At 71.6% G+C, this 22,768-nt stretch carries 15 protein-coding genes; 10 read left to right on the top strand and 5 right to left on the bottom strand.

Annotation, left to right across the window (positions count from 1 at the left end; all coding sequences use genetic code 11):
- Window positions 1-4,560: type I polyketide synthase (locus tag OP86_RS01695; protein WP_157849641.1), on the top strand; the 4,560-nt coding region annotated here is incomplete at its 5' end.
- Between the two features lie 74 nt (window positions 4,561-4,634).
- On the opposite strand, the gene OP86_RS01690 is transcribed toward OP86_RS01695, so the two are convergent.
- Window positions 4,635-5,891 (bottom strand): RNA-guided endonuclease InsQ/TnpB family protein, encoded by a 1,257-nt coding sequence (locus OP86_RS01690; protein WP_033330613.1) that lies wholly within the window; start codon window positions 5,889-5,891, stop codon window positions 4,635-4,637.
- 148 nt (window positions 5,892-6,039) lie between these two features.
- Here OP86_RS01690 and OP86_RS01685 point away from each other — a divergent pair, with 148 nt between their 5' ends.
- The 5 genes from OP86_RS01685 (at window position 6,040) to OP86_RS01665 (ending at window position 11,764) form a co-directional block, all read left to right on the top strand.
- The gene (locus tag OP86_RS01685) at window positions 6,040-6,726 is read left to right on the top strand and encodes a class I SAM-dependent methyltransferase (RefSeq protein WP_030057377.1); all 687 of its coding nucleotides are present in this window, start codon (window positions 6,040-6,042) and stop codon (window positions 6,724-6,726) included.
- A 90-nt stretch (window positions 6,727-6,816) separates the two neighbouring features.
- Window positions 6,817-7,329 carry an SRPBCC family protein gene (locus OP86_RS01680; RefSeq protein ID WP_051829542.1) on the top strand — a complete coding sequence of 171 codons (513 nt, stop codon included), beginning with the start codon at window positions 6,817-6,819 and terminating at the stop codon, window positions 7,327-7,329.
- Between the two features lie 42 nt (window positions 7,330-7,371).
- Window positions 7,372-9,213 carry an asparagine synthase (glutamine-hydrolyzing) gene (gene asnB, locus OP86_RS01675; protein WP_033330612.1) on the top strand — a complete coding sequence of 614 codons (1,842 nt, stop codon included), beginning with the start codon at window positions 7,372-7,374 and terminating at the stop codon, window positions 9,211-9,213.
- Window positions 9,214-9,224: 11 nt separating this feature from the next.
- The gene (gene ubiG / locus OP86_RS01670; RefSeq protein WP_030057374.1) at window positions 9,225-9,998 is read left to right on the top strand and encodes a bifunctional 2-polyprenyl-6-hydroxyphenol methylase/3-demethylubiquinol 3-O-methyltransferase UbiG; all 774 of its coding nucleotides are present in this window, start codon (window positions 9,225-9,227) and stop codon (window positions 9,996-9,998) included.
- Window positions 9,995-11,764 (top strand): FAD-dependent monooxygenase, encoded by a 1,770-nt coding sequence (locus OP86_RS01665; RefSeq protein ID WP_030057373.1) that lies wholly within the window; start codon window positions 9,995-9,997, stop codon window positions 11,762-11,764. The genes ubiG and OP86_RS01665 overlap by 4 nt, the downstream gene beginning before the upstream one ends.
- 76 nt (window positions 11,765-11,840) lie before the next feature.
- On the opposite strand, the gene yjfF is transcribed toward OP86_RS01665, so the two are convergent.
- From yjfF to OP86_RS01645, 4 genes are all read right to left on the bottom strand, one after another.
- A complete protein-coding gene (gene yjfF / locus OP86_RS01660; protein ID WP_209440328.1) occupies window positions 11,841-12,812 on the bottom strand; it encodes a galactofuranose ABC transporter, permease protein YjfF in 972 nt (323 codons plus the stop codon).
- Window positions 12,809-13,933 carry an ABC transporter permease gene (locus OP86_RS01655; protein ID WP_425337748.1) on the bottom strand — a complete coding sequence of 375 codons (1,125 nt, stop codon included), beginning with the start codon at window positions 13,931-13,933 and terminating at the stop codon, window positions 12,809-12,811. Before OP86_RS01655 ends, yjfF begins: the two co-directional genes overlap by 4 nt.
- Entirely contained in the window at window positions 13,930-15,450 is a 1,521-nt protein-coding gene (locus OP86_RS01650) for a sugar ABC transporter ATP-binding protein (RefSeq protein WP_030057371.1), read from the bottom strand. The genes OP86_RS01655 and OP86_RS01650 overlap by 4 nt, the downstream gene beginning before the upstream one ends.
- A 68-nt stretch (window positions 15,451-15,518) precedes the next feature.
- A complete protein-coding gene (locus tag OP86_RS01645; RefSeq protein ID WP_030057370.1) occupies window positions 15,519-16,499 on the bottom strand; it encodes an ABC transporter substrate-binding protein in 981 nt (326 codons plus the stop codon).
- 540 nt (window positions 16,500-17,039) lie between these two features.
- Between OP86_RS01645 and OP86_RS01640 the strand changes: the two genes are divergently transcribed.
- The 4 genes from OP86_RS01640 (at window position 17,040) to OP86_RS01625 (ending at window position 22,763) form a co-directional block, all read left to right on the top strand.
- Entirely contained in the window at window positions 17,040-19,208 is a 2,169-nt protein-coding gene (locus OP86_RS01640; RefSeq protein WP_030057369.1) for a glycoside hydrolase family 9 protein, read from the top strand.
- A 314-nt stretch (window positions 19,209-19,522) separates the two neighbouring features.
- Window positions 19,523-20,629 (top strand): sugar ABC transporter substrate-binding protein, encoded by a 1,107-nt coding sequence (locus OP86_RS01635; protein WP_030057368.1) that lies wholly within the window; start codon window positions 19,523-19,525, stop codon window positions 20,627-20,629.
- 80 nt (window positions 20,630-20,709) lie between these two features.
- Window positions 20,710-21,489 carry an ATP-binding cassette domain-containing protein gene (locus OP86_RS01630; protein WP_030057367.1) on the top strand — a complete coding sequence of 260 codons (780 nt, stop codon included), beginning with the start codon at window positions 20,710-20,712 and terminating at the stop codon, window positions 21,487-21,489.
- Complete coding sequence (locus OP86_RS01625) at window positions 21,486-22,763, top strand: sugar ABC transporter permease (RefSeq protein ID WP_033330611.1); 1,278 nt, start codon at window positions 21,486-21,488, stop codon at window positions 22,761-22,763. The genes OP86_RS01630 and OP86_RS01625 overlap by 4 nt, the downstream gene beginning before the upstream one ends.
- Window positions 22,764-22,768 lie beyond the last annotated feature (5 nt).

Raw genomic sequence — 22,768 nt, 5'->3', positions numbered from 1 at the left:
ACCCACGACACCCCCACCCTCATCACCGGCACCCTCCGCCGCAACGAAGGAACCTGGACCCGCCTCCTCACCTCGGCCGCCGAAACCTACGTCCACGGCGCCCCCGTCGACTGGACCCCGTTCCTCACCCCCGGTACCCACCCCGACCTCCCCACCTACCCCTTCCAGCACCGCCGTTACTGGGTGGACACCGTCGGGACGGGCACGCCGACTGCCGAACCTGACGAACGCACTGCGGATTCGGCCGGGGCACAGCTGCGCCGACGCCTGGCCGAACTGGCCGAACCCGACCGCGAGCGCCTGTTGCTCGATCTGGTGGAGTCCCACGCGACCGCCGTCCTCGGCCTCACCGATCCGCTCCCGCCGGGACGCTCCTTCCACGAGCTGGGATTCGTCTCGCTCACCGCGGTCGAGCTGCGCAACCGGCTGATCACCGCCACCGGTCTCCGGCTCCCGGCCGGCGTCGCCTTCGACCACCCGACACTCGAAGCCCTGGGCCGCCACCTGCTCGCCCAGCTCGCCGGCACCGAACCCTCGGTCGACGACGCACCGCCCGTCCCCGCGGCGACCGCTGACGACGACGAACCCATCGCCATCGTCTCCATGGCCTGCCGATACCCGGGCGAGGTGCGCAGCCCCGAGGACCTGTGGCGGCTGGTCGCGGACGGCCGCGACGCGATCACGCCGTTCCCCGAGAACCGGGGCTGGGACCTCGACAACCTCTACGACCCCGACCCCGAGCGCCCCGGCCGCACCTACGCCCGCGAGGGCGGCTTCCTCCATGACGCCGACCGCTTCGACGCCGCCTTCTTCGGCATCGGCCCGCGCGAGGCCCTCGCCATGGACCCGCAACAGCGGCTGCTGCTGGAGACCTCCTGGGAGGCCTTCGAACGCGCCGGCATCGACCCGGAGTCGCTGCGCGGCAGCCGGACCGGCGTCTTCGCCGGCAGCAGTGGCCAGGACTACCACCTGCTGGCCCAGGAACGCCCGGACGGCCTGGAGGGCTATCTGCTGACCGGCAACGCGGCCAGCGTCATCTCCGGTCGGCTCGCTTACACCTACGGGCTGGAGGGGCCGGCCCTGACGGTGGACACCGCGTGCTCCTCGTCCCTGGTCGCCCTGCACCTGGCCTGCCGGTCGCTGCGCGCCGGCGAGAGCACGCTCGCGCTCGCGGGGGCCGTCACCGTGCTGTCCACGCCGCAGGCGTTCATCGGCTTCAGCCGACAGCGCGGACTGGCCCCCGACGGCCGGTGCAAACCGTTCGCCGCCGCGGCCGACGGCACCGCCTGGGGCGAGGGTGCGGGTGTGCTGCTGCTGGAACGGCTGTCCGACGCCCGCCGCAACGGGCATCCGGTCCTGGCCGTGATCCGGGGCTCGGCGACCAACCAGGACGGCGCGAGCAACGGCCTGTCCGCGCCCAACGGTCCCTCCCAGCAGCGGGTCATCCGGCAGGCCCTGGCAAGTGCCGGGCTGGCGCCGGGCGCAGTGGACGCGGTCGAGGCGCACGGGACGGGCACGCCGCTCGGGGACCCGATCGAGGCCGAGGCCCTGCTCGCGACGTACGGGCGCGACCGGTCGGCGGAACGGCCGCTGTGGCTGGGCTCGGTGAAGTCGAACATCGGGCACACCGCGGCGGCCGCCGGGATGGCGGGCGTGATCAAGATGGTGAAGGCCATGGAGCACGGCCTCCTACCGCCCACCCTGCACACCGACGCCCCCACCCCGCACGTCGACTGGTCCTCCGGCGCGGTCGCCCTGCTCACCGAGCCGGTGGCCTGGCCGGAGGGGGACCGTCCCCGGCGCGCGGGCGTGTCCGCCTTCGGCATCAGCGGCACCAACGCCCACGTGATCCTCGAACAGGCCCCGACGGCGCCCGAACAGCCGCCCCTGCCCGACGCGTCCAGGGACGACGCGTCCGGGGACGACGCGCCGCACGCCCTGCCGGAGCCCGGGGCACCGGCCGAACCGACGCCTCCCCCGCCCCCGCCGCTCGTCGCCTGGCCGGTCTCGGCCCGCGGCGCGGCCGCCCTGCGCGGCCAGGCGGAGCGCCTGCGGGACCACCTCGCCGAGCTCCCCTCCGCCACCCCCGCCGCCGTCGGGCGCTCGCTGGCGCTGTCCCGGGCCGCCCTGCCGCACCGGGCGGTCGTGCTCGGCCGCGACCTGCGCGAACTGCGGGCCGGACTGGACGCGCTGGCCACCGGCGGCACCGCACCCGGAGTGCTCCGGGGCACCGTGACCCCCGGCCGGGTCGGCTTCCTCTTCCCGGGCCAGGGCAGCCAGCGGCCCGGCATGGGCGAGGGCCTCCACCGGGCCCATCCGGCCTTCGCGCAGGCGCTGGACGAGGTGTGCGAGCAACTGGACCAGCACCTGGCCGAGCCCGGGCGCCCGGCGCTGCGCGACGTCCTGTTCGCCCCGGAGGGCACCCCCGCGGCCGCCCTGCTCGACGAGACCGTGTTCACCCAGGCCGGGCTCTTCGCCGTCGGCCTGGCGACATTCCGCCTCCTGCGGTCCTGGGGCGTGACGCCCGACTACGTCGGCGGCCACTCCGTCGGCGAACTCACGGCGGCCTGCGCGGCCGGCGTGCTGACGCAGGACGACGCCTGCCGCCTGGTCGCCGCGCGCGGCAGGCTGATGCAGGACTCGCCGGGCGGCGGCGCGATGGTGGCCGTCGAGGCGTCCGAGGACGAGGTGGTACCGCTGCTGGCGGGCCGGGAGGACCAGGTCGGCATCGCCGCCGTCAACGGGCCGCGCGCCACCGTGCTCTCCGGCCTGGCCGAGGCGGTCGAGGAGGTCGCGGCCGTACTCACCGCACGTGGTTGCCGGACCAAGCGCCTCCGGGTCACCCGGGCCTTCCACTCGCCGTTGATGGACGGTGTGCTGGACCGCTTCCACGAGGTGGCGAGCGGGCTCGCGTACCGGCCGCCGCGGATCCGGCTGCTGTCGAACCTGACCGGCGGGCCGGCCTCGGCCGAGCAGGTGTGCACACCGGAGTACTGGGTCCGGCACATCCGGGAGGCGGTGCGCTTCCACGACGGCTTGCTCCGGATGGCGGCGGACGGCGTGACCACCTTCCTCGAACTCGGCCCCGGCGGCGTGCTGTCCGCCCTGGTGCGGGACGCGCTGGCCGACCGGAGCCCGGCTCCGGCGGCGGTACCGCTCCTGCGGCGCGGCCGGCCGGAGGCGGACAGCGCGCTGACCGCGCTCGCCGGTGCCCACGTCCGTGGCGTGCCGGTGGACTGGGCTGCCGTCCTCGCCGACTCCGGCGAAGGCCGGGTCGCCCTGCCCACCTATGCGTTCCAGCGCCGCCGGTTCTGGCCGGAGGGCGTCACACCGGCGGCCCGGCCAGCTGAGCGCACCGCCGAGGTGCCCACCGCTGAGGCGCCCACCGCCGCGCCGGGCGACACCCGGACGCCCGAAGCGGAGACCTCCGAGCGGCCGCAGGTACGGCTGTCCGCCCTCAGCCCGGCCGAACGCGGCCCGTTCCTCCGCGAGTTGGTGGCCGCAGAAGTGGCCACCGCGCTCGGTCACGCCTCGACCGAGGACGTGGAGACCGGTCTCAGCCTGCCCGAGCTGGGGCTCGACTCCCTCGCCGCGACCGAGCTGAGCGCCACCCTCCAGGCTGCCACCGGACTGGACCTGCCCGCCACGGCGGTGTTCGAGCATGCCACGCTCGACGCCCTCGCCGCCCACCTCCTGGCCCGGTTGGACGCCGTCCCGACGCCGCCGACCGGTCCGTCCGGCGGCCTGCTGGCCTCGCTCGCGCCACGTGCGGCGGAACTGGGCCGGTTCGCGGAGTTCACTGAACTCCTCGCCGCCGCCGCGCGGTTCCGCGACACCTTCGACAGCCCGCCCGCCCCGTCCGGCCGACCGGCTCCCGTTCGCCTCACCCAGGGCCCGGCCGCCCCCCGCTTCTTCTGCTTCCCTTCGTTCGCGAGCAGGTCCGGTGCGCACCAGTACGCGCGGCTCGCCGCCGCCGTGGGCGGGCGGCACGAGCTGTGGGCGCTGCCGGCCCCCGGCTTCGCCGCGGGCGAGCAACTCCCGTCCGATCTCGACGCGTTGGTGCGCCTGCACGCCGAGGACGTCGAACGGCTCGCCGCCGGGCAGCCGTTCGCGCTCCTGGGCCACTCCGCCGGCGGCTGGGTCGCGCACGCCGTGGCGGCGCGCCTGGAGGAACTCGGTGCCCTCCCGGTGTCGGTCGTCCTGCTGGACAGCTACCGGCCGGGCAGTGCCATACTTCCCCGCATCCAGGCAGAGATCGCCGCCCAACTGACGGACGGTCGGATTCCCTCCGGCAACCTGCTGGACGACGTCTGCCTCACCGCGATGGGCGGCTACGCCCGGCTCTTCGAGGCCTGGCAGCCCCAGCCCCTGGCCACGCCCACGCTCCACCTGCGCGCCGCCCGGCCGCTGCCCGGTTTCCCCGCCGCCGACTGGCAGGCCTCCTGGCCGACTCCGCACACCGGGGCCGAGGTTCCGGGCGACCACTTCACGATGACCGGCGAGCACAGCCCCACCACCGTGCGCGCCGTCCTCGACCGGCTCGCCGAGCCGGCCGCCTGACCGTCCCGACCACCACGATGTCCGATTCCCGACGAACCCGACGAGGGTGAGCAGAACTTGACATCCTCCCCGCGCTAAAGCACGGGGATTCCGGCCGCGCCTGCGGCACGGGGCTTGCGCCCGGTGCCGCCGGCGTTCCGGTGGGTTCCTGTTTCAACGGGCCGTGCCCGGCGTGGGATCGCCACGCCGGGTCTCACCGGTCCTCCGCAGGCGTTTAGCCTGTCCGCCTGCCCGGCGGCCAGGATGTTCCGAGCAGCATTGAGGTCACGGTCATGCAGCACACCACACGCACCACAGGCCCACTCCCGGACGCGCAGGGGTTTGGGTCCGTCGCGGTGTTCGCACGCCGAGCAGAGCTGGGAGGACGGGAACGCGCGGGGCACGATGCCGACGTGGCGTCCGTACCGGGCGGCTTTCTCTTCGAGGAGGCGCCGGAAGGTGGCCCATCCGGCGTCGTGGACGGACTTGGCGAGTCGGCCTCGGGCGAGGCCGCGCACGTTCAGGTCCTCCAGGTACACCGCTTGGGTTTCGCGAATGATCCTGGTGGTCTGTTTGTGCAGCCAGTCCATGCGGGTGTCGGCCACCTTGGCGTGGGCCTTGGCGACCTTGCGGCGGGCCTTGGCCCGGTTCTTGCTGCCCTTGGCCTTGCGCGAGAGTTCCCGCTGCGCGGCCTTGAGTCGCTTCTCCGCCTTGCGGAGGAAGCGCGGGTTGTCGATCACGCTGCCGTCGGACATGACGGCGTAGGTGGTCAGGCCGAGGTCGATGCCGACCTCGGCATCGACCTCGGGCAGGTGCTCGGGTTCGACGTCCACGACGAAGCTGGCGTGGTACCGCCCGGCCGCATCCAGCACGACCGTCACCGACGACGGATCGGCCGGAAGCGAGCGCGACCACTTCACCCGCACGTCGCCGATCTTCGCCAGGTTCAGCTTCCCGTTGCCCCGGATGCGGAACCCGTTGCGGGAGAACCGCAACGACTGCCGGGCATCACGCTTCGACTTGAACACCGGCAGACCCACCGGGCGACCGGCCCGCTTGCCGGACTTCGAGTCGAAGTAGTTGCGGTACGCGGTGTCCAGATCGCGCAGGGACGACTGCAACGCGTCCACCGACACCGACCCCAGCCACGACCGGGCCTCCGTCCTCTTCGCGTCGGTGACCACCGCCTTGGCCAGGGCACCGGTCGGGATCCTCGACCGGTCCGTCTTCCACGCGGCCTTCCGCAGGGCGAGCGCATCGTTGTACACCACCCGCGCACACCCGAACGTCCGGGCCAGCGAAGCGCGCTGACCCACCGTCGGATAGATACGAAAGGAGTACCTGAGATGCACGGAATCAACCTACCGGCAGGCACCGACAACCAGAGGCGGCCACCCGCACGGCGGTTCGCCCTGACGGCGAAACCCCACCACCTGACCCGCTCCGCAAGCAGCCCGTTTCCTCCCCCGGCTAAGCCGGGGGTATCCACGGAGGTCCCCGATGAACACTGACAACGGCAACCGGCCCGCCTCCCTGGACCAGGCGGTCCACGACGGCCAGGCCCCCTACCACCGCCGCGCGCTGACCTTCTACGACCTGATCGTCTTCCGCGGCAGCGCGCCGCTGTTCTGGCGGTGCTCGCCGCGGAACTTCCAGCGGATGTACGACGACTGCCTCGGTGCGAAGCACCTGGAGATCGGCGTCGGCACCGGGTACCTGCTGGCGCACGCCCGGTTCCCGGTGTCGAACCCGCACATCACGCTGGCCGACCTCAACCCCAGCACGCTCGACTTCACCGCCGAGCGGCTCGCACACTTCAGGACCACCAAGGTGGTCGCCAACGCCCTGGAGCCGCTGCCGGTGCCCGCCGAGAGCCAGGATTCGGCCGCCCTGAGCTTCCTGTTGCACTGCATCCCCGGCAGCCTGCGCGAGAAGGGCGTGGCCATCCGGCACGCGGCCGCGGCCGTGAAGCCCGGCGGCACGGTCTTCGGCAGCACCGTGCTGTCGTCGGGAGTCCCGGTCACCGGTGCCGGCCGCTGGCTGATGGACAACCTCAACGCGAAGGGCGTCTTCCACAACGACCAGGACGACCTGGAGGACCTGCGCGACCAACTGAAGCAGAACTTCGACGACTTCGACCTCGTCGTGCGCGGCTCCGTCGGCCTGTTCCGGGCCCGCAAGGCCTGAGGCGTGAGCTCCGGCCCCGTCCTCCCCGTCCTCCCCCGACCCGTTGACCCTCCCCGACCCGTTGACCCGTTCCCGGAAGGAACCGACGCCATGGCCACCCGCTGGTACCCGATCGAGGAGGCCGACGACTCGCTCTTCGCCACGGCCCCGCTCTACCACGCCCGTACGGTGGAAGTGCCGTTCTCCGCGGAGGAGACCTGGGCGGCCCTGACCGGCGACGGCGTGTCCAGCTGGACGAAGGGGATGCGGCGGCTCACCTGGACCTCGCCCCGGCCGTTCGGTGTCGGCACCACCCGCGAGATCGAGATGGACGGTGACTTCACCCTCCGCGAGCGCTTCTTCCGCTGGGAGGAGGGCACCCGCAAGACCTTCACCGCGACCGAGGCGACCCGCCCGATCTTCCGTCACCTGGTCGAGGACTACGTGGTCGAACCGACCGGGAACGGCGCCCGCTTCGGCTGGCGCTGGGCGGCCGAGCTGAACCGCCCGTGGTCGTTCCTCCAGGGCGCGCTGGACCGCTTCTTCTTCGCCCCCACCGGCCGCTCGCACATCGACGGCCTGCCCGCCTACATGGCCTCCCGGCACGGCGCCGCGCACCGCTGAGCACCCGGCCCCACCCCCGCCCCCGAACGAAAGAGGAACCGAATGTGCGGGATCGCCGGCTGGATCTCCTTCCAGCACGACCTCGAACGTGAACTCTCCACCCTGACCGCCATGACCGACACCATGACCTGCCGCGGTCCGGACGCCGGCGGCACCTGGCTGTCCCCGCACGCCGCGCTGGGCCACCGCCGGCTCGCCGTCATCGACCTGACGGGCGGCGTGCAGCCGATGGTGGTCGAGACACCGGACGGCCCGGTCGCCATGACGTACAGCGGTGAGGCGTACAACTTCACCGAACTCCGGGACGAACTCCGCCGCCGGGGGCACGAGTTCCGCACCTCCAGTGACACCGAGGTGGTGCTGCGCGGATACCTGGAGTGGGGGCAGGGAATCGCCGACCGGCTCAACGGCATGTACGCGCTGGGCATCTGGGACGGCCGCGTGGAGAAGCTGGTGCTGCTGCGCGACCGGCTGGGCATCAAGCCGCTCTACTACTTCCCGACCGCCGACGGCGTGCTGTTCGGTTCGGAGGCGAAGGCCCTGCTCGCCCACCCGGCGGTGGACCCGGTGGTGGACACCGACGGCTTCCGTGAACTGTTCGGCTTCGTCAAGGCCCCCGGCCGCGCGGTCTGGGCGGGCATGCACGAGGTCAAGCCGGGCTCCATGGTGACCGTCGACCGCTCGGGCCTGCGCGAGCACGTGTACTGGCAGTTGGAGGTCGCCGAGCACCGTGACGACACCGCGGCCACCGTCCGGCAGGTCAGGGAACTGCTGGAGGACAGCGTGGCCCGGCAGCTGGTCGCCGACGTGCCGCAGTGCGTGCTGCTCTCCGGCGGCCTCGACTCCAGCGCCCTCACCGCCCTGGCCGGCCGCCGCCTGGCGGCCGGGGGCGAGCGGGTGCGGACCTTCACCGTCGACTTCGAGCAGCCGGACGCGTTCCGCCCCGACGAGCTGCGCGGCTCGCCGGACGCGCCGTTCGCCCGCGCGGTGGTCGAGCACGTCGGCGCGCAGCACCACGACATCCGGCTCGACCACCTCGAACTGGCCGATCCCGAGGTGCGCCGGGCCACCGTCACCGCCCGCGACCTGCCGTTCGGCTTCGGCGAGGCGGACAACTCGCTGTACCTGCTGTTCAAGGCGATCCGTCGGCACTCGACGGTCGCCCTCTCGGGGGAGTCGGCCGACGAGATCTTCGGCGGCTACCCGTGGTTCCACCTGCCGGAGGTCCAGCAGACCGCGATGTTCCCGTGGGTGACCGCCTCCGGCCTCGGCCCGAGGAAGCACCCCACCAAGCTGATCGATGCCGAGCTGTTGCTGCGGACCCTCGACGTCCCCGGCTACTGGGCGCAGCGCTGGAACGAGTCGGTCGCCGGCATCCCGGTGGTGGACGGCGAGGACGCGCACGAGCGGCGGATGCGCGAGTTCTGCCACGTGCACCTGACCAGCCTGCTGGGCATGCTCCTGGACCGCAAGGACCGGATGAGCATGGCGGTCGGTCTTGAGGTGCGCGTACCGTTCTGCGACCACCGCCTGGTGGAGTACGTCTACAACACCCCTTGGGCGATGAAGACCTTCGACGGCCGGGAGAAGAGCCTGCTGCGCGCCGCGGTGCGGGACGTCCTTCCCGGGTCCGTGGTGGAGCGGGTGAAGGCCCTCTACCCGCACACCCAGCAACTCGCCTACGTGGGGCAGTTGCAGCGGCAGGTCGGCGACCTGCTGTCGGGCGACCACCAGGCGGTCGCGTTCTTCGACCGCGCCGCGCTGACGGCGGCCGCGGGTGCTCGGCCCGAGGCCGTCGACCGGGACGAGCGCGAGGCCTTCGAACGGGTCCTCGACCTGGCCGTCTGGCTCGACCTCTACCGTCCGACCGTCAAACTCTCCTGAGGAGTCGCATCATGCCCGTCGACAACGATGTCTACAACACCCATTCCTGGTGGCAGGACGACCAGCCGTTCGCCACGCTGGAGGCCTTCACCCCGGCCCGGTTCGACTACTTCCGTGGTGTCCTCACCGATCGGCTGCGGCTGGACCTCACGGGCCTCAGGGTGCTCGACGTGGGGTGCGGCGGCGGTCTGCTGGCCGAGCTCTTCGCCGGCGCCGGGTGCCTGGTCACCGGAGTGGACCCGTCCGGCCCGTCCCTGGAGGCTGCGGGCGAGCACGCCCGGCAGTCCGGGCTGGAGATCACCTACCAGCAGGGCTTCGCCGAGCAACTCCCCTTCCCTGACGGGACGTTCGATCTGGTGTACTGCTGCGACACCCTGGAGCACGTGACCTCCGTGGACCAGGCGGTCGGCGAGGCCGTGCGGGTGCTCAAGCCGGGCGGCCACTACCTCTACGACACCATCAACCGGACTTTCCGGTCCAAGCTGGCGATGATCAAGATGGCGCAGGACTGGAAGTCCGTCAGTTTCGCGCCCAAGGACCTGCACGACTGGAAGAGCTTCATCAAGCCGGCCGAGCTCCACGCGGTCTTCCGCAAGCACGGCCTGGCCAATCAGGATCTCGTCGGATTCGCCTCCACCCGGCCGCAGTTGGAGCTGCTGAAGGCGATGCGCCGCAGGGCCCGGGGCGAGATCACGTACGGCGAGCTGGGGCGGCAGTTCCAGCTCTCCGTTCACAAGGACACGTCGGTGATCTACGCCGGCTACGCACGGAAGGCTGCGAAGTGACCACGACCACCACCCCCGACGTCCGCGTCCCGGTACTGATCGTCGGCGCCGGTCCGGCCGGCCTGACCGCCTCGTTGGCGCTCTCGCGCCACGGCGTCGCCCACCTGGTGATCGGCAAGTACCCGGGCACGGCCCACACCCCCCGTGCTCACCTGCTGAACCAGCGCACCGGCGAGATCCTGCGCGACCTCGGTGTCGAACCGCAGGTGACGGCCGAGGCGACCCCGAGCCCGATGCTGGCCAACCACGTCTTCATGTCGACCTTCGCCGGCCCCGAGGTGAGCCGGCTGGACGCCTACGGCAACGGCCCGGACCGCATCGGCGACTACCTGGCGGCCAGCCCGAGCACGATGTGCAACCTCGCGCAGCACCTGCTGGAGCCGCTGCTGGTCGAGCAGGTCCGGCAGGCCGGGGTCGGCGAACTCCGCCTCGGGCAGGAGTTCCTGCGCCTGGAGCAGGACGAGGACGGCGTCACGGCCGTGGTCGCCGACCGGCAGTCCGGCCTGGAGTACACCGTGCGCGCCGACTACGTGATCGGCGCCGACGGTGCGCGGAGCCGGGTGATGGAGCAGGCCGGACTCACCGTGGAGGGTGCCACCGGGCTGGCCAAGGTCGCCTCGGTCTGGTTCGAGGCGGACCTCTCGCAGTACTGCGCCGACCGCCCGGCCATCCTGTACATGGGCGCCGTGCCCGGCAACCCGCCCGAGGACGGCCGGGTGTTCGTCAGCATCCGCCCCTGGAACGAATGGGTCTACCTGCGCTTCCTCGACCACGGCGCGGAGTTCGACCGCGACGACCACGAGGAGATCCTGGCGCACATCCGGGAGAGCATCGGCGACCCGTCCGTCGACATCCGGATCAAGAACGTCTCGCCGTGGGAGGTCAACGCGGTCGTCGCCCCCCGCTACGCGAACGGCCGGGTGTTCTGCGTCGGCGACGCGGTGCACCAGATGCCGCCGACCAACGGCCTCGGGCTGAACTCGGCGGTCGCGGACTCCTTCAACCTCTGCTGGAAGCTGAAGCTGGTGCTGGACGGCTCGGCCTCGCCCGCGCTGCTGGACACCTATCAGGCCGAGCGGCTGCCGGTGGGCGGCCAGATCGTCGACCGTGCGGTCCGCAGCATGATGGACTTCCTCGGCATCCCGGCGGCGCTGGGCTTCACCGCCGGGCAGACCGCCACGGAGCAGTGGGACCTGCTGCGCGGCCTCGCCGACGACACCGAGGAGGCCGCCGCCCGGCGCGCCGCGCTGGCCGCCGCGACCGACCGGATCAACTACCAGGTCAACGCGCACGGCGTCGAGATCGGCTACCGCTACCGCAGCGGTGCCCGGGTGGACGACGGCACGCCCGAGCCGGTCGGTGACCGGGACCCGGAGCTGTACTACCAGCCCACCACCTGGCCCGGCGCGCGTCTGCCGCACGCCTGGCTGGAGGACGGCGGCCGTCGCCGCTCCACCTTGGACGTGGTCGGCCGGGGCCGCTTCGTCCTGCTCACCGGCCGCGGCGGCGATCGCTGGCACGACGCCGCCCGCGAGGCCGCCCGGCTCACCGGGGTGCCGGTGACGGTCCGCACGATCGGCTCCGCCGAGGGCCTGCGCGACCCGTACGGGGCCTGGGAGCGGCTGCGCGAGGTCGACGCCGACGGCGGCGTCCTGGTCCGCCCGGACGGACACGTGGCCTGGCGCGCCCGGACCGCCGACTCCGCCGATGAGCTGCCCAAGGTGCTGGCCGAGCTCCTGCACGCACCCGCCGGGCCCGCAGCCTGAGCCTCCGCCGGGTGGCCCCTTCCCGGCCAGGGGCCACCCGGCGCCGGACACCGGCTGGGGGCCGCGCCCGGGGCGGTCAGCGCCGGCGGGCGGTGATCAGGCGCTGCAGGACGATGAAGACGAACAGCAGGGCGCCGATGACGATCCGGGTCCACCAGGAGCTGAGGGTGCCCTGGAAGCTGATCACGGTCTGGATCAGCCCGAGCACCAGCACGCCGAGCAGGGTGCCCAGCAGGTAGCCGGAGCCGCCGGTCAGCAGGGTGCCGCCGATGACGACCGCGGCGATCGCGTCGAGTTCGAGGCCCACCGCGTGCAAGCCGTAGCCGGACAGCATGTAGAAGGTGAGCAGCACCCCGCCGAGCGCGGAGCAGAAGCCGCTGATCGCGTACACGGTGGTCTTGGTGCGCTGAACCGGCAGGCCCATCAGCAGTGCCGACTGCTCGCTGCCGCCGAGCGCGTACACGTTGCGGCCGAGGCGGGTGTAGTGGAGGACCACGAATCCGACGGCGACCACCAGCAGCGCGATGACCGCGCTCGGTGAGACGAACAGGCTGCCGAGCGGGATCCGGGTCTGCGCCATGGCGGTGTACTGCGGGTCGGTGATGGAGATCGAGTCGATGCTGATCGTGTAGCACAGGCCGCGGGCCAGGAACATGCCGGCCAGGGTGACGATGAACGGCTGGATCTCGAAGACGTGGATGACCCAGCCCATCACCCAGCCGCCCGCGGTGCCCATCAGCAGGACCAGCGGGATCACCAGCAGCGGCGGCCAGCCGTGCCGTTCGACCAGCCAGGCGGAGACCATGGTGGACAGCGCCACCACCGCGCCGACCGACAGGTCGATGCCGCCGGTCAGCACGACGAAGGTCATGCCGACCGCGACGACCAGGAGGAAGGCGTTGTCGATCAGCAGGTTGAGGACGACCTGGCCGGAGAAGAAGCCGTCGTACTGCACCGAGCCGATGCTGAACATCGACACCAGCAGGGCCGCGGTGACCAGCAGCGGGATCTGCCCGCGCAGGCGGGTCAGCAGGGCGTTGGCGTTCACTTGCCGACCTCCCGGTTGATGGGGGCCACGGCGTGCGGCCGGGCGGCGGCGGTGCGCCGGGCCCGGGCGCCGCGGCCGGCGAGCTTGGCGCGGAAGGCGGGCGACTGGATCAGACAGACCGCGATCACCACGAACGCCTTGAACACCAGGGTGGTCTCCGGCGGGATGCCGATGGTGTAGACGGTGGTGGAGAGGGTCTGGATAATGAGCGCGCCCAGCACGGTGCCGCCGATCGAGAACCGGCCGCCGTTCAGCGAGGTCCCGCCGAGCACCACCGCGAGGATGGCGTCCAGTTCGATCCACAGTCCGGCGTTGTTGCCGTCGGCGGCCGAGACGTTGGAGGACACCATCAGGCCGGCCAGCGCCGCACACAGTGCGCTGAACACGTAGACGAGGGCCACCAGCCGCATCGCCCGGATGCCGACCAGCCGGCTGGCCACCGGGTTGCCGCCGACGGACTCCAGCAGCAGGCCGAGCGCGGTCAAGCGGGTCAGCAGGACGGCGGCCAGCACCACCAGGGCGCTGAGCAGGATCGCGAACGGCATGGTCAGCCAGTAGCCGCCGCCGATCAGCTTGTACGGGTCGCTGGTGACGGTGATGATCTGGCCGTCGGTGATCAGCTGGGCCACGCCGCGCCCGGCGACCATCAGGATCAGGGTGGCGATGATCGGCTGGACGCCGACCTTGGCCACCAGCACGCCGTTGACGACGCCGAGCACCAGGGCGCTGCCGAGGGCGATGCCGACAGCGGTCAACACGGTGCCGAGGCTGCCCGGGTCGGCGGACCGGCTGATCTGCAGACAGGCCAGGGCGCCGGAGATCGCGACGGTCGAGCCGACCGACAGGTCGATGCCGCCGGTGGCGATCACCAGGGTCATGCCCAGGGAGACCAGGATCAGCGGGGCGCCGAAGTGCAGGATGTCGATCAGGGAGCCGTAGAGGTGACCGCCCTGGACGTGGACGGCGAAGAAGCCGGGGGTGAAACCGAGGTTGGCGACCAGCAGCACGGCCAGCACCACGGCCGGCCAGAACAGCCGGAACCGGGTCACCGCCTTCAGCGGGCTCGTCGCCGTTGCAGGTGGAGAGCCGGGTGACGGTGCCTGACTGCTCGCCGTGCTCATTGGTCCGCTCCGCTCGCAATGGTGGCCATGACGCGCTCCGGGGTGAGCTCGCCGTCGTTGTCGAGCTGGGCGACCATCCGGTGGTCGCGCAGGACGCCGACCCGGTGGCTGAGCCGCAGCACTTCCTCCAGTTCGGCGGAGATGAACAGCACCGCCATGCCGTCCTCGGCGAGGTTCGCCACCAGCTTCTGGATCTCGGCCTTCGCCCCGATGTCGATGCCGCGGGTGGGTTCGTCCAGGATCAGCAGCTTGGAGTCGGTGATCAGCCAGCGGGCGAGCAGCACCTTCTGCTGGTTGCCGCCGCTGAGGTTGCGCACGAGTGCCTCGGGGTTGCCGGGGCGGATGTCCAGGGCGCGGATCCAGCGCAGCGCGTACGCGTCCTGCGCGGTGCGCGACAGCGGACGGAGCCAGCCCCGGGCGGCCTGCAGCGCCAGGACGATGTTCTCCCGGACGGTCAGTTCGCCGACCAGGCCCTCGGTCTTGCGGTTCTCCGAGCAGAACGCGATGCCGTGGGCGATCGCGTCGCGCGGGCTGCGCAGGACGGTCTCGGCGCCCTCGATCCGCAGCGTGCCGCCGTCGCTCTGGTCGGCGCCGAACAGCAGCCGGGCGGCCTCGGTCCGTCCGGAGCCCAGCAGCCCGGCCAGTCCGATCACTTCGCCCGACCGGATGGCCAGGTCGTACGGGTCGACGGCGCCCCGCCGGGTCAGCCCGTCGGCCTGCAGGAACGCCGTTCCGCCGGCCGGTGCGGTGCGCTCGCGCCGCTTGCCGCCGCCGAGTTGGTCGAGTCCGGCGAGTTCGGCGCCGATCATCCGGGAGACCAGTTGGACCTGGTTCAGCTCGCCGATCAGGTACTCGCCCTCCAGCCGGCCGTTGCGCAGCACCGTCATCCGGTCGCAGATCTCGTAGATCTGGTCGAGGAAGTGCGAGACGAACAGGATCGCCACGCCCTGGTCGCGCAAGCGCCGTATGACGGCGAAGAGTTGGCGCACCTCGTCGCGGTCCAGGCTGGAGGTCGGCTCGTCCAGGATCAGCACCTTGGCGGAGACGTCGACCGCGCGGACGATCGCCACCAGCTGCTGGACGGCGATGGAGTAGCTGTTCAGCGGCGCGCTGACGTCGATGTCCAGGTCCAGCTCGCGGACCAGCTCGGCGGCCCGGCGGCGCATCGCGGCCCAGTTGATCAGGCCGAACCGGCGGGGCTCCCGCCCGATGAAGATGTTCTCCGCGACCGACAGGTTCGGGCAGAGGTTCACCTCCTGGTAGACCGTGCTGATCCCGGCCTGCTGGGCCTGCAGCGGCCCGGCGATCCAGACCTGACTGCCGGCCAGCACCACCTCGCCGCCGTCGGCCGGGTGAACGCCGGTGAGCACCTTGATCAGGGTGGACTTGCCGGCGCCGTTCTCCCCGATCAGCGCGTGCACCTCGCCGGGGAAGAGCCGGAAGTCGACCCCGTCCAGCGCCACCACCCCGGGGAACTCCTTGCGGATTCCCCGGACTTCCAGGACCGGTTGCTGCACCCCGGTTCTCCTCTCATCTGTCCCGGACGCGTCCGGTCCCGGACGCGTCCACCCTCGGCCGGGGTGGGTCAGTACTGACGGTTCGGCAGGGCCGCGGTGGCCTGCTCGGGGGTGAAGGTGCCCTCCTCGGTCTTGATCCGCCGCGGCACCTGCTCACCCGCCTTGACCTTCTTCACCAGGTCCATCAGCTGGTCGCCGAGCAGCGGGTTGCACTCGACGTCGTAGTTGATCTTTCCCTGGCTCATCGCAGTGAAGGCGTCCTTGACGCCGTCCACAGAGACGATCTTGATGTCGGTGCCCGGCTTCTTGCCGGCCTCCTCGATCGCCTGGATCGCGCCGAGCGCCATGTCGTCGTTGTGCGCGTACAGCACGTCGATCTTCGACTGGGACTTCAGGAAGGCCTGCATGACCTCCTTGCCCTTGGCGCGGGTGAAGTCGCCGGTCTGCGAGGCGACCACCTTGAACTTGGGCTCACCCTTGGTGGCGTCCGCGAAGCCGGACTTGCGGTCGTTGGCCGGCGCCGAACCGGTGGTGCCCTCCAGCTGGACGATGTTCACGTCACCGCTGTTGGCCGCATACTCCTTGACCAGCCACTCGCCGGCCTTCTTGCCCTCCTCGACGAAGTCGGAGCCGAGGAAGGAGACGTAGAGCGACTCGTCCTTGGAGTCCACCGCGCGGTCGGTCAGGATGACCGGGATGTGCGCGTCCTTGGCCTCCTTCAGGACGGTGTCCCACCCCGATTCCACCACCGGCGAGAAGGCGATCACGTCGACCTTCTGCTGGATGAACGAGCGGATCGCCTTGATCTGGTTCTCCTGCTTCTGCTGCGCGTCGGAGAACTTCAGCTCGATGCCGGCCTTCTTCGCCGACTCCTGGACCGACTTGGTGTTGGCGGTGCGCCAGCCACTCTCCGCACCGACCTGCGAGAAGCCCACGACGAGTTTGTGGCCGGAGCCCTTGTCGGCGGAGCCTCCGCCGCCGGAACCACAGGCGGTGAGGACGGCGACCATCGCACCGGTGACCAGGACTGCCGCAACTCTCTTGGACATGGGGGGACTTCCTCTCGGGATCGTCGATCGCGCACGGACGGCAGCACCGGCCGGCGTTCACTGGACTGAGGGCGGGACGACTGGGCGAGGCGAACGGGCAAGACGAACGGGCGAGACGGCGGGACGACCGGGCGAAACGGATGGTGCGAGGCACGACTCGGGCAAGGCGCACCGTTTCGTCCGCGTGAACGCGGTGTGGTGACGGTGTTTCACCTGAGACCAGATTGTTAGCGCTCACATTCGGGTCGACAAGACCCACTCCGGCCCGTTACCCAATCTTGACCGGCGCCGCCGGGGCCCGGGTGCCCGACCCGGACCCCTGCTCCACACCGACCGGACGCCCCGCGCCGCGATCCGCTCCCGATGCCGACGAACCGTCGGACATCGGCTCGCTTCTGCGAGCGTCAGCGTCAACTCCCGCTCGTTTACCACCTCTTGACGCACCGACTGACCGGCTGGCTTCATGGGCGATGGGAGCGCTCCCAGCTTCCGGGCTCCCACCCTCGCGTCCCCTCCCCCTCCGCAGGAAGGCTCCCACCCATGCCTCCCGTCCTCTCCGGCCGCGGGCTGCCCCGGCGCGCGGCCGCCGCGCTGACCGGCCTGGCCCTGGCCGCCGGCGGGCTGACCGCCGCCGCGTTCGCCCCAGCCCCAGCCACCGCAACCGCCGCAACCGCAACCGCCGCCACCGCGGTCGCCGATTTCCCCGTCCGCGTGAACCAGCTCGGTTACCTGCCGGACGGTCCCAAGCGGGCCACCGTGGTCAGCTCGGCGACCGCCCCGCTCGCCTGGCAGCTGCGCGGCGCCTCCGGCGCGCAGGTCGCCTCCGGCACCACCACCGTGCACGGCGCCGACCGGGCGTCCGGCCAGTCCACGCACCTGGTGGACTTCGGCGCGTACACCGGCACCGGCACCGGTTTCACCCTGGTCGTGGACGGATCGGTGAGCCACCCGTTCGACATCTCGGCCGCGCTGTACGACGGGCTGCGCGGCGACAGCATGTCGTTCTTCTACCAGCAGCGCAGCGGCATCGGCATCGACGCGGCCCTGGCCGGCAGCGCGTACGCCCGCCCCGCCGGCCACCTGGGGGTGGCGCCGAACAAGGGCGACACCGACGTGCCGTGCCAGGCCGGAGTGTGCGACTACCGGCTGGACGTCCACGGTGGCTGGTACGACGCCGGCGACCAGGGCAAGTACGTGGTCAATGGCGGCATCGCGACCTGGGAGCTGGTCAACTCCTTCGAGCGGGCGCACCGTTCGGGCAATGACGCGGCCCTCGGCGACTCCACGCTGCGCGTCCCCGAGCGCGGCAACGGCGTACCGGACGTACTGGACGAGGCCCGCTGGGAACTGGACTTCCTGCTGCGGATGCAGGTCCCGGACGGCCGGCCGAAGGCCGGGATGGCCTTCCACAAGATCCACGACGCGCAGTGGACCGGCCTGCCGACCCGGCCCGAACTCGACGACCAGCAGCGCGAGTTGCACCAGCCGTCGACGGCCGCCACGCTCAACCTGGCCGCCACCGCGGCCCAGTGCGCCCGGGTGTACGCGCCGTACGACGCCGCCTTCGCCGCCCGCTGCCTGGACGCGGCCCGCCGGGCCTGGACGGCGGCGCTGGCCAACCCGAACGTCCTCGCCCCGGCGACCGACAACACCGGCGGCGGCGCGTACGAGGACTCCGACGTCTCCGACGAGTTCTACTGGGCGGCGGCCGAACTCCTGGCCACCACCGGCGAGTCGCAGTACCGGGACGCGGTCACCTCCTCGCCGCACCACAGCAAGCCGGTCGACGCGTTCTGGTGGGGCGGCACCGCGACGCTCGGCCGGATCACCCTGGCCACCGCGCCCGGCGTGGCCCTGCCCGCCGACGACGTGACCCGGCTGCGCGGCCTGCTGACCTCGGCCGCCGACGGCTACCTGTCCACCATGGCCGGACAGGGCTACGCGGTGCCGATCCCCGCCGACGGCTATGTGTGGGGCTCCAACAGCTCGGTCGCCAACAACGCGATGGTGCTGGCCGTCGCCTACGAGCTGACCGGCGCCGCGCGCTACCGGACCGGCGCGCTGGAGACGATGGACTACCTGCTGGGCCGCAACGCCCTGGACCGCTCCTACGTGACGGGCTACGGCGAGCGGGCCTCCGAGAACCAGCACCACCGGTTCTGGGCGCACCAGAACGACGCCTCGCTGCCGCACCCGCCCGCCGGCTCCTTCGCGGGCGGCCCGGACGCCGCCCTGGAGGACCCGGTGGCAAAGGCCCAACTGGTGGGCTGCGCACCGGCGGCCTGCTACGTCGACGACATCGGCTCGTACTCCACCAACGAGGTCGCGATCAACTGGAACGCCTCACTGGCCTGGCTGGCGGCGTTCGCCGCCGAGCGGCGGTCGGCGCCCGCGGCGTCCTGCTCCGTGGCGTACAAGGTCGACAACGCGTGGGGCAACGGGTTCACCGCCACCGTGACCGTGCAGAACACCGGCACCTCGACCGTCTCCGGCTGGACGCTCGGCTGGAGCTTCCCGGGTGACCAGCGGATCTCCACCGCCTGGAACGCGACGGCGACCCAGTCCGGTGCCTCCGTGACCGCCCGGGACGCCGGCTGGAACGGCGCCCTGGCGCCCGGCGCGCGGGCGAGCTTCGGCTTCCAGGCGACGTACTCCGGGGCCAACCCGGCACCGGCCCGGTTCACCCTGAACGGCGCCAACTGCGCCTGAGCACCGCCCCGCCTGAGCACCGCCCCGACCAGCTGCCCGCCGCACCGTCACGGTGCGGCGGGCAGGCCTGTTCCGGGGCCGAGCCGGGCCGAGGAGGAGCGTGAGCGGCGGCAAGTCCGCGCTGTGGCGCACCAGTTCCGGTGACTCGATCGTTACGCACGCGGGTCGGCGCAAGGGCTTGGCGGACCTCATCACAGGACGTATGTTGTCGCGGGCAACAAACCTTCCCTGCTTCGTGCTCGTGCCCATCCCCACCCTTCATCGGCCAACGCACGTCCGGCACAGGTCGGACACGCCTCGAAAGGACCCTGCCCATGCGCAAGGGGCTCCTGTTCGCCACCGCCGCCTTGTCAGCGGCCCTGCTCTCCACCGTCACCGCCTGCGGCTCCTCGGGCTCCGGCTCCGGCTCCGGTTCCGGCTCCGCCGGCGGCAAGAAGCCGAAGATCGGCGTGATCCTGCCGGACAGCAAGTCGTCCGTCCGCTGGGAGACCGCGGACCGGCCGTACCTCGCGGCGGCCTTCAAGGCCGCCGGTGTGGACTACGACATCCAGAACGCCGAGGGCGACAAGCAGGCGTTCCAGACGATCGCCGACCAGATGATCACCAGTGGCGTGAACGTGCTGATCATCGTCAACCTCGACAGCGGAACCGGCAAGGCCGTCCTCGACAAGGCCAAGACCCAGGGCGTGGCCACCATCGACTACGACCGGCTCACCCTCGGCGGCTCCGCCCAGTACTACGTCAGCTTCGACAACGACCAGGTCGGCAAGCTCCAGGGCCAGGGCCTGACGAAGTGTCTGAGCGACATGGGCGCCAAGAACCCCGTCGTGGCCGAACTCAACGGCTCTCCGACGGACAACAACGCCACCCTGTTCGCCAACGGCTACAACAGCGTGCTGGACCCGCTGTACGCCTCCGGGGAGTACACCAAGGGCCCCAACCAGTCGGTGCCCGACTGGGACAGCGCCCAGGCTCAGACGATCTTCGAGCAGATGAACACCAGTGCGCCGAACATCGGCGGGGTGCTCGCGGCCAACGACAATCTGGCCAACGCGGCCATCGCCGTACTGCGCAAGAACCACCGCAACGGGCAGGTGCCGATCACCGGTCAGGACGCGACGGTGCAGGGCCTGCAGAACATCCTGGCGGGCGACCAGTGCATGACCGTCTACAAGGCCGTGAAGAAGGAAGCTGACGCGGTGTCAGCCCTCGCGGTCGAGCTGGCCGGCGGCAAGAAGGGCCAGACCAGCGTCACCGTCCACGACCCGACGGGCAACCGCGACGTCCCGGCGGCGCTGCTGACACCCGAGGCCATCGTCAAGAACAACATCCAGGACGTCATCACCGACGGCTTCGTCACCAAGGCGCAACTGTGCACCGGCGACTACGACGCGCTGTGCACGAAGGCCGGCATCAAGTAGCGCGAGCGCCGGCCCTACCCGTGGGCCCCGCGCCGCCGGTGGCGCGGGGCCCACCCCGCCAATCCCCAGGAGCCTCACCCATGACAGAGACACCGACTCTCGAGTTGCGCGGGATCGACAAGAGCTTCGGCCCCGTCCAGGTCCTGCACGACATCGCGTTCAGCGCCTACGCGGGGGAGGTCACCGCACTCGTCGGCGACAACGGCGCCGGCAAGTCGACGCTCGTCAAGTGCATCGGCGGCATCCACCCCATCGACGCGGGGGACTACCTCTTCGACGGTCAGCCGGTTCAGGTGCACAGCCCGCGCGACGCCGCCGCGCTCGGGGTGGAGATCGTCTACCAGGACCTCGCACTGTGCGACAACCTCGACATCGTGCAGAACATGTTCCTGGGGCGGGAGAAGCGCCGCGGCATGGTGCTCGACGACTCGACCATGGAGGAGATGGCCGCCGCGACGCTCCGGGGACTCTCGGTGCGCACCGTCAAGTCCCTTCGCCAGAAGGTCTCCAGCCTCTCCGGCGGCCAGCGCCAGACCGTCGCCATCGCCAAGGCGGTGCTGTGGAACAGCAAGCTCGTGGTCCTCGACGAGCCCACCGCGGCCCTCGGCGTCGCCCAGACCGCGCAGGTCCTGGAACTCGTGCGCCGGCTGGCCGACAACGGCCTGGCCGTCGTGCTCATCTCGCACAACATGAACGACGTCTTCGCGGTCTCCGACCGGATAGCCGCACTGCACCTCGGACGGATGGCCGCTCAGGTCAAGGCCTCCGACGTGACACACGCACAGGTCGTCGAACTGATCACCGCGGGCCGCAGCGGCAACCTGGGCCCTCGGACCACCCCCAACGGAGCCGCCGTATGACCTCCGCCCTCGCCCCCCAGAAGCCCGAGCGGCCGAACCGCCCCACCGACTCCGAGGAAGGCCCGTCCCCGACCGCCCGCCTGGGGGACGTCGGCCGCAGCTACCTCGCGCAGGTGCGCGCGGGCGAGCTCGGTGCCCTTCCCGCCATCGCCGGCCTGATCGTCCTGTGCGTGTTCTTCGCCGTCCTGCGCCCGGTCTTCCTGTCCAACCTGAACTTCGCCAACCTGCTCACCCAGAGCTCGGGCAGCATCGCCATCGCCATGGGGCTGGTGTTCGTCCTGCTCCTCGGCGAGATCGACCTGTCGGCCGGCTACGCCAGTGGTGTCTGCGCCGCGGTCCTGGCCATCCTGCTGACCGACCACGGCTGGCCCTGGTACGCCGCGGTGACCGCCGCCATGCTGACCGGCGCGGTCATCGGCCTGCTCATCGGCACGCTCGTCGCCAAGGTCGGAATCCCCTCCTTCGTGGTGACGCTGGCCGCGTTCCTCGGCTTCCAGGGCGTCGTCCTGATCCTGCTGAAGGAAGGCACGAACGTCTCGGTCAAGGACCCGACCATCCTGGCCATCGCGAACGACAACCTCAGCCCCGTCCTCGGCTGGGTCCTGCTGGCCGGCTGCGCCGTCGGCTACGCCGTCCTGCAACTGCGCCGCAGCCGCGACCGGCTCGGCCGGGGCCTCGCCGGAACCCCGATGGCGCTCCTCGCCATCCGGACCGGCGCCGTCGTCGTGCTCGGGGGCGCGGCCGTGTTCCTGCTCAACCAGGAGCGCAGCCGCAACGTCATCGTCAGCTCCCTCAAGGGCGTGCCCATCGTCGTGCCCGTGATCGGGGCGCTCCTCCTGCTCGGGACGTTCACCCTGCAGCGGACCGGCTTCGGCCTGCACATCTACGCCGTGGGCGGCAGCCCGGAAGCCGCCCGCCGGGCCGGGATCAACGTCGCCTTCATCCGAACCGCCGCCTTCGTCATCTGCTCCTGCCTGGCGGCCGTCGGCGGCATCATCGCCGCCTCCCGGGGCAACTCCGTGGACCCCAACACCGGCGGGAGCAACGTCCTGCTGCTCGCCGTCGGCAGCGCCGTCATCGGCGGCACGAGCCTGTTCGGCGGTCGCGGCCGCGTCGTCGACGCCGTGCTGGGCGGCCTGGTCGTCGCGGTGATCCAGAACGGTATGGGCCTGATGGGGTACTCCTCAGGCGTCAAGTACGCTGTCACGGGATCGGTTCTGCTGGTGGCCGCCGGTGTGGACGCAATGTCCCGCCGCCGCTCAGCCCAACGATGAGGGTC

The organism is Streptomyces novaecaesareae (genome assembly GCF_000716875.1).
Lineage (GTDB): Bacteria > Actinomycetota > Actinomycetes > Streptomycetales > Streptomycetaceae > Kitasatospora > Kitasatospora novaecaesareae.
This window is presented reverse-complemented; position numbering and strand designations above follow the sequence as displayed.

Bases quoted from the DNA above. Each gene is read 5' to 3' on its own strand.
- OP86_RS01640 (WP_030057369.1), top strand. From the start codon at position 17,040: ATGCCTCCCGTCCTCTCCGGCCGCGGGCTGCCCCGGCGCGCGGCCGCC.
- OP86_RS01655 (WP_425337748.1), bottom strand. From the start codon at position 13,933: ATGAGCACGGCGAGCAGTCAGGCACCGTCACCCGGCTCTCCACCTGCA.
- OP86_RS01685 (WP_030057377.1), top strand. From the start codon at position 6,040: ATGAACACTGACAACGGCAACCGGCCCGCCTCCCTGGACCAGGCGGTC.
- OP86_RS01625 (WP_033330611.1), top strand. From the start codon at position 21,486: ATGACCTCCGCCCTCGCCCCCCAGAAGCCCGAGCGGCCGAACCGCCCC.
- OP86_RS01630 (WP_030057367.1), top strand. From the start codon at position 20,710: ATGACAGAGACACCGACTCTCGAGTTGCGCGGGATCGACAAGAGCTTC.
- OP86_RS01635 (WP_030057368.1), top strand. From the start codon at position 19,523: ATGCGCAAGGGGCTCCTGTTCGCCACCGCCGCCTTGTCAGCGGCCCTG.
- asnB (WP_033330612.1), top strand. From the start codon at position 7,372: ATGTGCGGGATCGCCGGCTGGATCTCCTTCCAGCACGACCTCGAACGT.
- OP86_RS01680 (WP_051829542.1), top strand. From the start codon at position 6,817: ATGGCCACCCGCTGGTACCCGATCGAGGAGGCCGACGACTCGCTCTTC.
- OP86_RS01645 (WP_030057370.1), bottom strand. From the start codon at position 16,499: ATGTCCAAGAGAGTTGCGGCAGTCCTGGTCACCGGTGCGATGGTCGCC.
- ubiG (WP_030057374.1), top strand. From the start codon at position 9,225: ATGCCCGTCGACAACGATGTCTACAACACCCATTCCTGGTGGCAGGAC.